The sequence below is a fragment of the Nonomuraea longicatena genome (assembly GCF_039525605.1).
GTDB lineage: Bacteria > Actinomycetota > Actinomycetes > Streptosporangiales > Streptosporangiaceae > Nonomuraea > Nonomuraea longicatena.
This window is the reverse complement of record NZ_BAAAHQ010000001.1, coordinates 282,849-297,080: the sequence shown is the minus strand read 5'-3', so window position 1 is coordinate 297,080 and position 14,232 is coordinate 282,849. Positions and strand designations below refer to the sequence as shown.

The 14,232-nt window shown below is 72.7% G+C and carries 10 protein-coding genes, 1 other RNA gene and 1 pseudogene; 6 read left to right on the top strand and 6 right to left on the bottom strand.

The features are described 5' to 3' along the window. Window position 1 precedes the first annotated feature (1 nt). Window positions 2-535, bottom strand: coding sequence for a PH domain-containing protein (locus ABD120_RS01330; protein WP_343947772.1), 534 nt, complete (start codon window positions 533-535; stop codon window positions 2-4). A 510-nt stretch (window positions 536-1,045) separates the two neighbouring features. Here ABD120_RS01330 and ABD120_RS01325 point away from each other — a divergent pair. From ABD120_RS01325 to ABD120_RS01310, 4 genes are all read left to right on the top strand, one after another. Next, entirely contained in the window at window positions 1,046-1,615 is a 570-nt protein-coding gene (locus ABD120_RS01325; protein ID WP_343947771.1) for a YbhB/YbcL family Raf kinase inhibitor-like protein, read from the top strand. 183 nt (window positions 1,616-1,798) lie between these two features. Then, window positions 1,799-3,550, top strand: coding sequence for a hypothetical protein (locus tag ABD120_RS01320; protein WP_343947770.1), 1,752 nt, complete (start codon window positions 1,799-1,801; stop codon window positions 3,548-3,550). Window positions 3,551-3,611: 61 nt separating this feature from the next. After that, on the top strand, window positions 3,612-5,831 hold the full coding sequence (locus ABD120_RS01315; protein WP_343947769.1) for a SulP family inorganic anion transporter: 2,220 nt from the start codon (window positions 3,612-3,614) through the stop codon (window positions 5,829-5,831). Between the two features lie 15 nt (window positions 5,832-5,846). Further along, a complete protein-coding gene (locus ABD120_RS01310) occupies window positions 5,847-6,851 on the top strand; it encodes an NAD-dependent epimerase/dehydratase family protein (RefSeq protein WP_343947768.1) in 1,005 nt (334 codons plus the stop codon). Between the two features lie 4 nt (window positions 6,852-6,855). Here the strand turns inward: ABD120_RS01310 and ABD120_RS01305 are convergent, their stop codons facing one another. After that, the gene (locus ABD120_RS01305; protein WP_343947767.1) at window positions 6,856-7,326 is read right to left on the bottom strand and encodes a GNAT family N-acetyltransferase; all 471 of its coding nucleotides are present in this window, start codon (window positions 7,324-7,326) and stop codon (window positions 6,856-6,858) included. 10 nt (window positions 7,327-7,336) lie between these two features. Beyond that, window positions 7,337-10,588, bottom strand: coding sequence for an ATP-binding protein (locus tag ABD120_RS01300; protein ID WP_343947766.1), 3,252 nt, complete (start codon window positions 10,586-10,588; stop codon window positions 7,337-7,339). Between the two features lie 97 nt (window positions 10,589-10,685). On the opposite strand from ABD120_RS01300, the gene ABD120_RS01295 reads away from it, so the two are divergent. Then, window positions 10,686-11,447, top strand: coding sequence for an SDR family oxidoreductase (locus ABD120_RS01295; RefSeq protein ID WP_343947765.1), 762 nt, complete (start codon window positions 10,686-10,688; stop codon window positions 11,445-11,447). Beyond that, window positions 11,437-11,868: pseudogene (locus ABD120_RS01290) on the top strand (nitroreductase/quinone reductase family protein); the annotation flags it as partial. The gene ABD120_RS01295 and the pseudogene ABD120_RS01290, both read left to right, overlap by 11 nt. Before the next feature lie 17 nt (window positions 11,869-11,885). Here ABD120_RS01290 and rnpB read toward each other — a convergent pair. The 3 genes from rnpB to ABD120_RS01275 form a co-directional block, all read right to left on the bottom strand. Further along, window positions 11,886-12,281: RNase P RNA component class A (rnpB, locus tag ABD120_RS01285), an RNA gene on the bottom strand. A gap of 24 nt (window positions 12,282-12,305) precedes the next feature. After that, window positions 12,306-13,493 carry a bifunctional RNase H/acid phosphatase gene (locus ABD120_RS01280; protein ID WP_343947764.1) on the bottom strand — a complete coding sequence of 396 codons (1,188 nt, stop codon included), beginning with the start codon at window positions 13,491-13,493 and terminating at the stop codon, window positions 12,306-12,308. Continuing rightward, entirely contained in the window at window positions 13,490-14,230 is a 741-nt protein-coding gene (locus ABD120_RS01275; protein ID WP_343947763.1) for a zinc ribbon domain-containing protein, read from the bottom strand. The genes ABD120_RS01280 and ABD120_RS01275 overlap by 4 nt, the downstream gene beginning before the upstream one ends. Window positions 14,231-14,232: the final 2 nt, after the last annotated feature.

The following is a 14,232-nucleotide window of genomic DNA, read 5'->3' as shown; positions in this document are numbered from 1 at the left end:
TTCATGTGGCGTCGTCCCTGAGCTGCTCCGCGCGGTGGGCGAGTCGGTCGGCCAGTCCGGCGGCGACCCGGTAGTCGAGGCCCTTGATGCTCGACGACCCTGCGTGCGAGGCGGTCCTGATCTCCAGTGTGGCGAGCCCCAGCAGCCGCTCCAGCCAGCCCTGCGCCTTGTCCACGGTCTGGATTCGGCTGACCGGCACGAACACCCACTCCCTGGTGAGGAATCCGGAACGCGCGTACACGACGTCGTCCGACAGCTCCCACCGGTGCACCGCGTACCGGACGAACGGCTCGGCCACCAGGAACGGCGCCATCACGACCGCCACCCCCGCGGGCAGCAGCCACGACTGACCGGACAGCCAGTCGGGCACCCATGCCCACCCGCTGCCACCGACCCACCGTGACACCAGCACCGCACCGCCGACGAACAGCACGAAGCCGATCAGCGACTCCAGCAGCCAAAGCTGCCTGGCCTTGGGCGAGACCCGGTGCTCAGGATCGCGCAGCGCCCCTGGCGAGGGCTCGATTTCACTCACAGTGCCCAGCTTAGGTGGGTGTCGCACCGTCCTGTCGCCGTCCGTGCCGCAGTCGGAACAGGTCGTCGCACAGGACCCCGGGTCGGCACCCTCTCGCGCAACCGTCCGATCCGCCACTCGAAACCCGTTCGGCCACCCGCTCTGGGGCGCCGGGCGAAGACCGCTTCGAAGATCGACGCGTTCTTTCTGAGCACGGCTCATAACCGGCACCACGGGATTCGGCGTGCGGTCTCCTTCCCAGGCGAGGCCACCGTCAGGCGTCCAGTCACCGGACGGGGGCCGGGAATGCCGAGATGAGAGAACGGGCAGATCAGAGAAGGTGCGCGGGGCGGGTGCGCCCGATCATCAGGGCCGGGACACCGCCGTCGACCAGGGGGTGGCACTGGCCGGGCGTGTGGCCAAGCTCACTCCCTTGTTGCCCTGATTCTCATTGGTTTACAACTGTTTCTCCCCCACCGACCCGCGTGAAACGGTCGGCGCACCGCCGAGACCCGCGTAGCATCATCCGGCATGGGGCTGCGTTACACGGCATCGCGTGCGCGACGGGCCGCCGCCATGACGGCGGTCGCCGGTCTCGCGGTAGCGATGTCCGGGTGCGCGCTGCTTCCCAGCCGGTCCCACGCCGACATCGGCCAGCTCAACGTCACGAGCCCGGAGCTGCGCGAAGGCGAGCCGTTGCCCGCCGAGTACTCCTGCGAGGGCGACCAGGGCAGTCCGCCGCTGCGCTGGTCGGGCGAGCCGCTGCCCGGCGCCAAGTCGATCGCGATCGTGGTCGACTCGCACACCGAGCCGAAACCCTCCGTACAGTGGGTGATCTACAACATCCCGCCCGACTGGACCGAGCTGGGCACGGGCGCCGCCGAGGACCTGCCTGACGCCAACACCGCGCAGGCGGCCGCCAGTAGTGGCAAGGTGGGTTACGAACCGCCGTGCGACAGAGGCGGCACCTACCGGTTCAGCGTCTACGCGCTGAACGCGCGGATCGACGCCGACGGGAGCAAGGAGCTTCCGGTCATTCTGAAGAAGATCGCGGATCGGACCATCGCCAGAGGCCGCCTCACGGCGGTCAACATCGAGTGAGAGCCCGAACACCGCAGGTAGTAGTGGTTACCAATTCTTCACTTTGGGTGTGACAACGCTCATAGTGGTCCGACAGAATCAGATCCAATTGTTAGACGTCGGTGATCAAAGGGGGCAGATCGTGTCGATGGCCGCGCGATCTCACCGGCGCCGCTGGGAGGCCATGGCTTTGAGGGTGGTGCAATGGGCGCAGTCATAGCGAGTCTTGTCGCCGTCGTGCTCCTCGTGCTCGTCGTCGTGGCACTGGGCAAGCGTTCGATGAGCCGTCGAGAGAGTTTCCTTCCTCCGGAACGGCTGAAGGAGATGGCCGAGCGGGAGGAGATGACACAAACCCGTTCCACCGACGAGTTCGCCGCACACGAACCCCGGATGTCCAACTTCAGCCCGGACTTCAGCCCCATAGACGAGGTCAAGCAGCCCCGGCCGGTACGCACCGGCCAGCGCGGCAAGCGCGGCGTCGACGAGTGGGGCAACCCGTCCAGCGACGTCGAGGACGAGGAGTTCTGGGCCAACATCCGCAGCGACGCCGACGAGGGCGGATTCGGTGCCGACGGCACGGTCGCGGCCCGCAAGGGAGCCGCACGTCCCGTCGAGGGGGCGCCGCAGGCCCAGTCCCAGCCGCAGGCCCAGCAGGCACGGCAACCGGCCCGTCGGCAGGCCGAGGCCGCCGACCCCAACGCCAAGACCGTCCAGGCGCCGCTGCCGCCGCGACCGGTGCCCGCCGCCAAGTCCGGCCTGGCCGACCTGGTGGGCGAGTCCACGCAGGCGATGGACGCGGTCGAGCTGGAGCCCGAGCCCAAGCGCTCGTCGCGGCGGGCGAAACCCGCCGCCGCCTCCGCTCCCGTTCCCCCTCGCGCCCCGTCCGCCTCCGATCTCGCGGACCAGCGGACGGTGACCTTCTCGACCATGACCGGTTCGAGCACGGCCGGCGCCGCCGACCAGACACAGCCCACCGGGCAGGACACCGCGCAGGTGCGGAACTCCGGCCGGAGCGGCAGGCGTGGCTCGCGCAGCGCGGCCCGCCAGTCCGCCGCCCAGCCCGCCCCCGCCGTCTTCCCCGCCTCGCCCCCTCTCGGCAGCGACCCCGCATCGGCCCCTCTGGGCGGCGGCCCCTCGGCTCCTCTGGGCAACCCCGTGTCGGCTCCCTTCGGCGGTTCCCCGTCCGCGCCGCTCGGCGGTTCCCCGTCCGCGCCGCTCGGCGGCAACGCGCCCGCGCCCTTCGGCGGCCCCTCCGCGCCACTCGGTGGCGGCGCCGGTTCGACGTCCCTGGGCACCGGTGCTTTCCCCGCCGTCCCGAATGGGTCCATGCACGGGGCGCCGACGAGCGACCCGTTCCCCGCCACCCCCAACGCCGCCGACCCGCTCGACCCGAAGTGGCCCGCCCCCGCCTCCTCCGGCTCGTGGCCCGCCACCCCGCAGCGCGACGTCCTCGACGAGTCCGCCACCGCCGGCTCCTCCTGGCCCGCCTTCGAGGGCGCCTACGGCCGCGACACCGACTATCCCGCCTCGTACGAGGTGCGCTCCGGCTGGGCCGTGGCCGACGACTCGGACCCGCTCACCACCGCACCCACTCCCGCCTCCGGCACCCCGACGGTGCCCGCGCGGACGGTGTCCTACGACGACGTGCTCGCGGCCCCGGTGCCGCCCTCGGCCGCACCGGTCGCCGTACCCGCCTCCGCAGCCCCCGTCACCGGGCCGGTCGCGCCGCTGCCCTCCGGTCCGGTGCCGGTGCCGCCGGCGCCTGGGGTCTACCCGGCGTACGAGACCGGAGATTACGCCGCCCCTGCGGGCGGCGCGTGGCCGGAGACGCCCGCGAGCAACGCGAGCTGGCCGGCTTATGGGGAGATGTCCGGTGATGACCAGCAGCAGACCCCTCGTCGCGGCGGTCGCCGCCGGGCTCCCGAGCAGCAGGACTACCCCGACTACTACCGGTGATCCTGAAATCGCACCGCTAACCCGTTAACCCCTGTCGTTAGCGGGCTATAGAGTCTGCGGTATGATCAGGGACACACAGAGTAACGCGCTGCGTACGCTCCGATACGACGTGCCCGCCTCGCTGGTGGTCTTCCTCGTCGCGGTGCCCCTGTCACTGGGCATCGCGATGGCCTCGGGAGCACCGCTGGCCGCAGGACTGATCGCCGCCGTGGTCGGCGGCATCGTGGCCGGGGCGCTGGGCGGCTCGGCCGTACAGGTGAGCGGTCCCGCCGCCGGACTGGCGCTGATCGTCGCGGACCTGGTGCAGACCTACGGCTGGCGCGCGACCTGCATGATCACCTTGTTCGCGGGTGCCGTGCAGCTGCTGCTCGGGATCTTCCGGGTGGCCAGGGCGGCGCTGGCCGTCTCCCCCGCCGTCGTCCACGGCATGCTCGCCGGGGTCGGTGTGGTGATCGCGCTGTCGCAGCTGCACGTCGTCCTCGGCGGCAAGCCCCAGCACGGCGCGATCGCCAACCTCATCGAACTGCCCGCGCAGATCGCCGACAAGCACAGCCACGGCGTCGCCGTCGGCATGATCACGATCGCCGTGCTGGCGGTCTGGTCGCGGATGCCGCGCCACGTCAAAGCCGTCCCCGCGCCGCTCGCGGCGCTGGTGGCCGCCGCGCTCGCCGCCTGGGTCTTCGACTGGGACGTCACCCGCGTCGATCTGTCCGGCAGCTTCACCGAACTCACCTTCCCCGTGCTGCCGCAGGGCGACTGGCACATGGTCGTCGGCGCGGTGCTGCTGGTGGCGCTGCTCGCGGGCGTGGAGTCGCTGCTGTGCTGCGTCGCCATCGACAGCCTGCACAAGGGCCCGCGCTGCGACCTCGACACCGAGCTGACCGGCCAGGGCGTCGCCAACATGGTGAGCGGTGCGCTGTGCGGGCTGCCGGTCGCGGGCGTGATCGTGCGCAGCACCGCCAACGTCAAGGCGGGCGGACGCTCGCGGGCCTCGACGATCCTGCACGGCGTGTGGGTGCTGCTGTTCGCGGTGGGGCTCGGCTGGTCGATCAAGCTGATCCCGATGGAGGCGCTGGCGGCGCTGCTGGTCTTCATCGGCGTGCAGATGGTCAACCTGGGGCACGTCAGGAAGGTCCACGGGCACGGCGAGGTGCCCGTGTACATCCTGACGATGCTGGGCGTGATCGTCCTCGGCCTGGCCGAGGGGGTGCTCGCCGGACTGGCGCTGGCCGCCGTCCTGGCGCTGCGCCGCCTCACCTGGGTCACGGTCAACGTACGTCCCGAGGACGACGGCCACTACCACGCGACGATCTCCGGCTCGCTGACGTTCCTCGGCGTTCCCCGGCTGACGCACGAACTGCGCGCGATCCCCGCCGGTGCCAGCGTCGACCTCGACCTCAACATCGACTTCATGGACAACGCCGCGTTCGAGGCCATCCACAACTGGCGGGTCGACCACGAGCGGCTCGGCGGCACCGTCGACATCGACGACGTCCACGACGAGTGGTATGCGATGGCGGCCAGCGGCGCGCGCATGTTCCCGGCCAAGACGCCGCCGCGTGCGCCCGACCGGTGGTGGCTGCCGTGGGCGCACCGCAGGCGCCGCTCGCAGCCGCCGTCCGCGCTGGTGCCGGAGCAGAGCGGGCCGACCGAGGAGGAGTGCAGGCTGACGGCGGGCGCGCGCGAGTTCCACCGGCGTACGGCGCCGCTGGTGCGGCCCATCTTCGAGGGACTGGCGCGCAGGCAGCAGCCGTCACACCTGTTCATCACCTGCGCCGACTCCCGCATCGTGCCGAGCCTGATCACCGCGAGCGGCCCCGGCGACCTGTTCACCGTGCGCAACATCGGCAACCTGGTGCCCAGGCGGGGGGCCGAGCCGCACGACGACTCGGTGGTGGCGGCGATCGAGTACGCGACGCAGGTACTGGGCGTCCGGACGATCACGGTGTGCGGCCACTCCGGCTGCGGCGCCATGGCCGGGCTGCTCAGCGGCGGGGTGCAGGCGGGCAGCATGCCGGGGCTGCGGCGCTGGCTGCGGCACGGCAACCACAGCCTGGCGCGCTTCATCGACAACGAGGGAGACGGCCAGGACACCGGGCCGCTCGACCGGCTGTGCCGGTTGAACGTGCAGCAGCAACTCGCCAACCTGCGCACGTACCGGCGGGTGGACGAGCAGGTGCGGGCCGGGGAGCTGGAGCTGGTCGGGCTGTACTTCGACATCGGCACGGCGCGGGTGCACATGCTGCCGCCGCTGCCGGCCTCGTACTCGGTGAAGACCTGACCGACAATCACAGTCATGAGAATTCTGGTGATCGGAGGGTCGGCGTTCGTCGGCCGGGCCCTCGTGGAGGAGTCGCTCGGCCGTGGGCACCGGGTGACCACGTTCAACCGGGGCAGGAGCGGCGGCGACGTGCCCGGGGTCGAGGCGGTGCGCGGCGACCGGGAGGTCCGCGCCGACCTCGAACGGCTGGTCGCGGGCCGTACCTGGGACCTCGTGCTCGACAGCTCCGGCTATGTGCCGGGGGTCGTGGGCGAATCGGCGCGGCTGCTGTCCGGGCACGCGGGCGCGTACGCGTTCGTGTCGACGATCTCGGCGGTGGACGGCTTCCCCGGCGCTCCGGCGTGCGACGAGTCCGGGACGTGGGCGTGCGCGCCGGACGCGGGGCCCGGCGACGGCGACTACGGGGTGCTGAAGGCCGGGTGCGAGCGGGCGGTCGAGGCGGGTTTCGACGGCAGCGTGCTGATCGTGCGGCCCGGACTGATCCTCGGGCCGCACGAGAACGTGGCCAGGCTGCCGTGGTGGCTGACCCGGGTCTCCCACGGCGGCGCCGTGCTCGCGCCGGGCGAGCCGGAGCAGCCGCTCCAGCTGATCGACGTCCGCGACCTCGCGGTCTTCACCCTCGACCAGGCCGAGCGGCGGGTCGCCGACCGGTTCCTCGTGACCGGGCCGGCGGGCAACGCCACGTTCGGCGGGTTGCTCGGCATGTGCAAGGAGGTCACCGGCTCCGACGCCGAGTTCGTGTGGGCGCCGGACGAGGTGCTCCAGCGGCATGAGGTCGGGGTCTTCGTCGAGCTGCCGCTGTGGGCGCCGCTCACGCCCGAACTGTCGTACTTCTGGCGGGCGGAGACGGCCAAGGCGGAGGCCGCCGGGCTGCGGTGCCGCGCGGTGGCGGAGACCGTACGGGACACCTGGGCCTGGCTGCGCGAGATCCCCGAGGATCAGCGGGTGTACGGCACCGGGCGGCCGCACGGCATCTCGCCCGCGCGCGAGCGCGAGATCCTGGCCGCCTGGCGAGGCTGAGCGGTCAGCTTCCGCCGAGGCGGGCGAGCGGTTCGTCGGTGAGCCTGAAGTTCGTCCACTCATCCAGCGACACCGCGCCGAGCGAGCGGTAGAAGCCGATGGACGGCTCGTTCCAGTCGAGCACCGACCACTCCAGGCGGTGGTAGCCGCGTTCGACGCAGATCGCGGCCAGCGCCGCCAGGAGCGCCCGGCCATGGCCGCCGCCCCGGCGGTCCGGGCGGACGTAGAGGTCCTCCAGCCAGATGCCGTGGACGCCGCGCCAGGTCGAGAAGTTCACGAACCAGGCGGCGAAGCCCGCCAGACCGCTCTCGTCCTCCGCCACGTGCACGAAGACGGCCGGGTGCGGGCCGAACAGGGCGGCGTGGAACTGCTCCTCGGTGGCGCGCGCCTCCTGGGGCTCCTTCTCGTATTCGGCCAGCTCACGCACCATGGCCACGATCTCGGGGACATCTTCGGGGACGGCGGGACGAATCATACGAATCAGGCTAGACCATCCCGGAATCCGGCTTCACGATGGACTCGGCCGCGAACGCCTCCTGTCCGAGCGCGATCCGGAGCGCCGACGCGATACGGTCCACGTCGCCGCGTTCGGCGAGCGGCAGCGGGGCGCCCACCGACTCGCGGGCGGCTGCGGCCGTACCGAGGAGACGGGCCGCGCGCCGGTGCTCGCCCGCCAGCGCGTGCGCGCCGGCGAGCCCTTCGAGGGCGAGCGCCACCGCCCTCGGATCGCCCGTGGCCGCTGCCGCCGCGTGCCCCTCCTGGTGCAGGGCCAGCGCGGCATCGGCGTCCCCGCGTAGTTCGGCGATGAAGCCCAGCTCGGCCAGGATCAGCGCGGTGCCCGTGTCGGGCGCGATCCGGCGGTTCCAGTCGAGCCAGTGCCGCAGGAACGCCTCGGCCGCGTCCAGGTCGCCCCGGCGGCGGGCGGCGAGCGCGAGACCGAGTTCGGCGAGCTCGTGAGCGAGGGTGTTCGACTGCTCCAGCGCCCGTTCGCGGGCACGCCGGTGGAAATCGTCGGCCGCGTCGTGGTCGCCCATGAGCAGCGCGGTACGACCCAGCGCCGACAGCCGGTAGGCGACCTCGTTCCACAGCCCGAGCTCTTCGGCCATCCGGAGGCCGTCGCCGCGCAACCGCATGGCCTGCTCGTAGTCGCCCCTGATCTCGGCCAGCGTCCCGAGGAGGTTGGCCGCCTGGATCTGTCCCCACCGTTCGCCCAGTTCCTGGAAACGGGCCAGGCTGCTGGTGCCGTCACGTTCCAGGGCGGCCAGGTCGCCGCGTACCAGGGCCTGCTTCGCACGGGTCATCAGCGCGGCGGCGACGCCCCAGTCGTCGCCCGAGGACAGGAAGCGGTCGAGCACCTGCCCGGTCAGCCGCTCGCTGGCCGTCAGGTCGCCGAAGTCGACCGCGGCGAAGGCCGCGAACCAGGTGGCCAGGTCGTCCGCCCCGGCCTCCGGCGGCACGGGGTGGTCGGCTCCGGCGAACATCGTCAGGCCCGCCAGCCAGCCTCGCGCTGTGGCGTGCGGATCCACCTCCAGGACGGCCGCCAGCGCCCGGCAGCCCTCGCCGAGCCGTCCGCGCAGGACCCAGTACCAGGCCAGCGCCCCGACCAGCCGGGCCGCATCGCCGCTCGGCGGGGTGTCGTCTTTGATCGCGCAGTCGAGGGCCGCCCGCAGATTGGGGCCTTCGCCGTCCAGGCGCCGCAGCCACCGACGCTGGTCGTGGCCGCGCAGGTGCCGGTCGCCGCGCTCGGCCAGGGCGGTGTAGTGCGCGCGGTGGCGCCGTTTGAACACCTCGTGCTCGCCCGCCTCGCGCAGGCGTTCCAGGCTGTAGGCGGCGATGGACTCCAGGAGCCGGTAGCGTGGCCGGCCGCCGTCGTTCGCCATGACGACGAGCGAGCGGTCCACCAGGCGGCCCAGGACGTCTGCCACGTCGGCCGCCGCCATGGCCTCCCCCGCGCAGACCTGCTCGGCGGACTCCAGCGTGCACCCTCCGTGGTGGACGGCCAGGCGGCGCAGCAGTACGCGTTCGGGTTCGGTGAGCAGGCTCCAGCTCCAGTCGATGACCGCGCGCAGGGTCTGCTGCCTGGCGGGCGCGTCGCGCCGCCGTCCGACGAGCAGCCGGAAGCGGTCGTCCAACCGGCGGGACACCTCGTGGACGCCGAGCGTGTGGACCTTCGCGGCGGCCAGTTCCAGCGCGAGCGGGATGCCGTCGAGCCGTCTGCAGACCTCCCGCACCGCCTCGGCGTTGCCCGCGTCCAGCGCGAACCCCGGAGCGGCGGCGGCGGCCCGCGCGACGAACAGCCGCACCGCCCCCGAGGCGGTGAGCGCGGCGAGATCCACGGAGGCCGGGGCGGCGGACACCGCAGGTGCGGTGGGCGCAGGGTGGGCTCTGGGTGGTGCGGGGGCAGCGGGGTCCGGCAGGTCCAGCGGGGGTACATGCAGGACCACCTCGCCCGACAGGTCGAGCGGCTCGCGGCCGGTGGCAAGGACGAGCAGGCCGGGCGCGGCCTTGAGGAGCCGGTCGGTCAGTGCCGCGACCGGTTCGACGACGTGCTCGACGTTGTCCAGGACGATCAGCGCCCGCTGGGTGCGCAGCGCGGCGAGGAGCCGGGTGGCCGGGTCCCCCGGGCTGTCGGCGTCGTCGCGCAGGCCGACGGCGTCCGAGATCGCCTCCGCCGCCTCGCGCTCGTGCGCGGAGTGTTCCAGCAGCCCCAGTTCGACCAGCCACACGCCGTCGAGTCCCGCGTCGGTGAGCAGCCGGGTGGCGATCTCCAGCGCCAGCCGGGTCTTGCCCACGCCACCCGGCCCGGTCAGCGTGACCAGGCGGCTCGGGATGGCCGGGGTGTCACTCGGCGCGGCTGGGCGGTTCAGGGGGGAAGGGGCGGTCTGTGCCGTCAGCAGGGCGCTGGCGTGGGCGAGGGCCCACTCGCGGCCGACGAGGTCCGTACGGGCCGCCGGCAGGTTCGTGCGCGGCCGGTGGCCGGGCGCCGCCTCCAGCGACGGGTCCTGGCGGAGGACCGCCTGGTGCAGGGCCGCGAGTTCCGGGCCCGGGGTCACGCCGAGTTCCTCGTCCAGCCGCTCGCGCAGCCGCTCGTAGCCGGCCAGCGCCTCGGCCTGGCGGCCCGCGCCGTACAGGGCCCGGATGTGGGCCGCCCGCAGCCGCTCCCGCAGCGGATGGCGCTCGACCAGATCGCCGAGTTCGGCCACCAGCAGGCGGTGCTCGCCGAGGTCCAGCCGGGCCTCGGCCAGGCGCTCGGTGGCGGCCAGCCGCTCCTCCTCCAGGCGTACGGCGAAGGCTCGGGCGAAGTCACGGTCGGCGAGGTCGCCGAACGCGGGCCCGCGCCACAGGGCGAGGGCGTCGGCCAGCGACGCCGCCACACCCGCACTGTCGCCGGCCGCGTAGGCGCGGGCGACCAGTGCGGAGAACCGGTCGGCGTCGACGGACCCCGGCTCGGCGCGCAGCGCGAACCCCGCAGGCTCGGACACCACCAGGGCACGTCCGCCGGGCTCGGCGTCCTGGAGGGCCTTGCGCAGCTGCGACACCTTGGTCTGCAGCACGGCGGCGGGCCGGGCGGGCAGCCGCTCGCCCCACAGGTCGTCGATCAGCCGGTCGGCGGGCACCGGCCGGCCGCCGTGGGCGAGCAGGACGGCGAGCACGGTCCTGACCTTGGCCTCCGGGACGTGGACCGGCCTGCCGTCGGCCGTCCAGACCGCGAGCGGACCGAGGATCCCGAAGCGCATGCCGCCACAGTAGCCGAGCGAAACACCGCCGGAATTCCGCCGAAAGTCCGCTCCCGCACAGTGGAAGCGCGAACACCACTGACAAGGGACATTGATCATGACTCGATACGCAGGGAAGAAGGCCGTCGTCACGGGCGGGTCGCACGGCATGGGGCTGGCCATCGCCAAGGCCCTCGTGGACGGCGGCGCCGAGGTGCTGGTGACCGGCCGCAAGGAGGAGGCACTGGCCTCGGCGCGCGCCGAGCTGGGCGCGCGGGGCCTGGCCGTACGCTCTGACGCGGCCAGCCTGGCCGACATCGACGCCCTGGCCGCGCAGGTGAAGGACAGGCTCGGCCGGATCGACGCGTTGTTCGTCAACCACGGCATCGCCGAGTTGGAGCCGCTGGAGCAGGTGACGGAAGCGTCCTATGACCGACATTTCAACATCAACGCCAAGGGCGCGTTCTTCACCGTGCAGCGGCTGGCGCCGTTCATCGAGGACGGCGGCGCGATCGTGCTCACGACGGTGGCCAACGACCGCGTCTTCGGCGGGATGAGCACCTATTCGGGCTCCAAGGAGGCGTTGCGGGCCTTCGGCCAGGTGTGGGCGGCCGAGTTCCTGCCGAGGCGGATCCGCGTCAACGCCGTGGCGCCGGGGTTCATCAAGACGCCGACCATGGGTGTCGCGGGGCTGAACGACGAGGAGCGGGCCGCCTTCGAGAAGCAGGGCGACTCGATGACGCCGCTGCGCCGCAACGGCACCGTGTCGGAGATCGCCGCCGCCGCCCTGTTCATGGCCTTCGAGGCGACGTTCACCACGAACGTCGAACTGGCCGTGGACGGCGGATTCGCCCAGGGGATCTCCGGCGATGAACACTGACGCGAGCGTGTGGGACGAGGCCGAGGACAGCCCGGACCCGTCGGTGGCCGAGCACGTGCGCCGCTATCTCGCCACGGACGGGCGCGACGGCTACCGGGAGGGCGGGGCGACGAACCTGGTGCTGGTCGTCAAGGGCAGGAAGTCGGGCCGGTGGCGGCGCACCGGGCTGTTCTTCGGCGAGGACGACGGTCGCTATGTCCTGGTGGCGTCGGGTTCGGCCATCACGCACACCCATCCCGCGTGGTATCTCAACGTGGTGGCCCATCCCGACGTGCTCGTGCAGGTACGGGGCGAGCGGTTCACCGCGCGGGCGCGTACCGCCGTGGGAGCCGAGCGGGAGCGGCTGTGGCGGAAGATGACCGAGATGGCGCCCGTCTACCACAGCTACGAGGCCAGGACCCGGCGGGAGATCCCCGTGGTGGTCCTGGAACCGAGTGACGGACGAGCCGGCCTGTAGGCCGGGTTCTGTCCCTCCGGAGAGGGGGCGGCCATCCATCTAGGGTCGCCGTTGCCGGCGACCTCAAGCGGTCTACCCGCGCGACTCGGGCGGGCAGCCCTCGAACGTCGCGCGCGAGGAGCGATGCCGGAGCACCGCACCCCAATCTTGACCTTGCTCCGGGTGGGGTTTACCTAGCCGCCCACGTCACCGTGGGCGCTGGTGGTCTCTTACACCACCCTTTCACCCTTACCTCCCGGTGAGGGGAGGCGGTCTGCTCTCTGTGGCACTGTCCCGCGGGTCACCCCGGGTCGGTGTTGCCGACCACCCTGCCCTGTGGAGCCCGGACCTTCCTCGGCGGGCCCGTGAGGGCCCGACGCGGCCGCCCGGCCGGCTCGTCCACCGCCGACATTACCAAACCCTCACCCCAGGTGCGCCGTGTCGTTGAACGACTTCACGACCGCGTTGCCGTCGGCGTAGTACTCGATCAGGGACAGGCAGGCCAGGTCGAGGTGCATGCGGTAGAGGGCGGCGGGCGGGGCCGTGAGGGCGAGACGCAGGAGCGTCTTGATGGGCGTCACGTGGGTGACGGCGAGGACGGTCCTGCCGAGATGCCGCTCGGTCAGCCGGTCGCGGGCGCGCTGGACGCGGCGGGCCGCCTCGGCGAAGCTCTCGCCGCCGGGCGGGGCGACGGCCGGGTCGGCCAGCCACGCGGTCAGCTCGTCGGGCCAGCGGCGCTGGATCTCGGTGAACGTGTGGCCCTCCCAGTCACCGAAATCGGTCTCTCTGAGGTCTGCGTCCACCTCGACACCGAGCCCGGTGCGGCGGGCCACCGCCTCGGCCGTCTGCCTGGCCCGCTTGAGGGGCGAGGAGACGATCAGGTCGATCCGGTACGGCGGCCGCGCCAGCCGCGTGGCCGCCGCCTCGGCCTGGGCCAGGCCGGTGGCGGTGAGGTCGGGGTCGCCGAGTCCGGAGAAGCGGCGTTCCGCCGACAGGGGCGTCTCGCCGTGCCGGAGCAGCAGCAGCGAGGTCGCCACCCGGGTGGGGGCCGCCCACCCGGTGCCCGCCTGCCGCAACTGGTCCGAGGCCACTGAGGCGGACGGCGCGGAGGCGCGCGTCGCCGCGGGTTCTGAAGGCGCCGCAGTGGGTCTTGCGGTGCCCTCGTCGAACAACGACTGCTGGGGGCGCCAGGGCTCGCCGCTCGCGGCGGCGTCCATGGCCTCGTTGGCCAGGCGGTCGGCGCGGGTGTTGCGCGCTCTCGGGATCCACGTCCACTCGGTCACCCGCAGCCGCCTGGCGAGTTGGGCGGCTTCGAGGGCGAGCGGGCGCAGACCCTCGTTCTTGATCTTCCAGCGGCCCGCCATCTGCTCGATGACCAGCTTGGAGTCCATCCGGACGGCCACGGCCGACCCGTCGCCGCCCAGCCGCAGCACCTCGCGCAGCCCGGCGATGAGCCCTTGGTACTCGGCCACGTTGTTGGTGGCGATCCCGATGGCCTCGGCGGTCTCGGCGAGCACGGAGCCGTCCTCGGACAGCACGACCGCGCCGTAGCCCGCCGGGCCGGGGTTGCCGCGCGAGCCGCCGTCGGCCTCGATGGTGTAGACGGTCACAGGCCCGACTCTGGGGTACGCACCAGGATCCGGCGGCACTCCTCGCAACGCAGCACCTCGTCGTGGGGCGCCGCCTTGAGCCGGTTCATCTCGGCGATGGACAGCGACACCTTGCAGCCCTGGCACTGGCCCCGGTAGAGCTTGGCGGCGGCGACGCCGTACTGCTGCCTGAGCTTGTCGTAGAGGGCGCCCAGGTCGGCGGGCAGGTCGGCGGCGACGCCGGTGCGGCGGCCGGCGACGTCGGCGGCCTCCTTGTCGAGTTCGGCGAGGGCGGTGTCGCGGCGCTCCTCGGCGGCCGAGCGGCTGGCGGCGATCTCGTCGCGGCGGGCGACGAGGTCGCGGACCTTGGTGTCGGCGGCCTCGCGGCGCTCCATGATCTCCAGGACGACCTCCTCCAGGTCGCCCTGCCGCCGCTGGAGGGAGACGATCTCGGACTGGAGGCTGGCGAGGTCCTTGGGCGAGGTGACGGCGCCGGAGTCGAGCCGCTTCTGGTCGCGGTCGGCACGGGTGCGGACGGTGTCGACGTCGGACTCGGCCTTGCCCTGCTCGCGGGCCAGGTCACTGGCCTCGGTCTCGGCCTCGATCGCCTCGGTCGCGAACCGGGCGAACTGCTTGGTCTGCTCGTCGATCTCGGCGAGTTCCGGCAGGGTGCGGCGGCGGTGGGCCAGCCGGTCGGCGATGGAGTCGAGCTCAGCCAGGTCGAGCAGGCGCTTTTGGGCCTCAGGGGCTGCTTTCATGA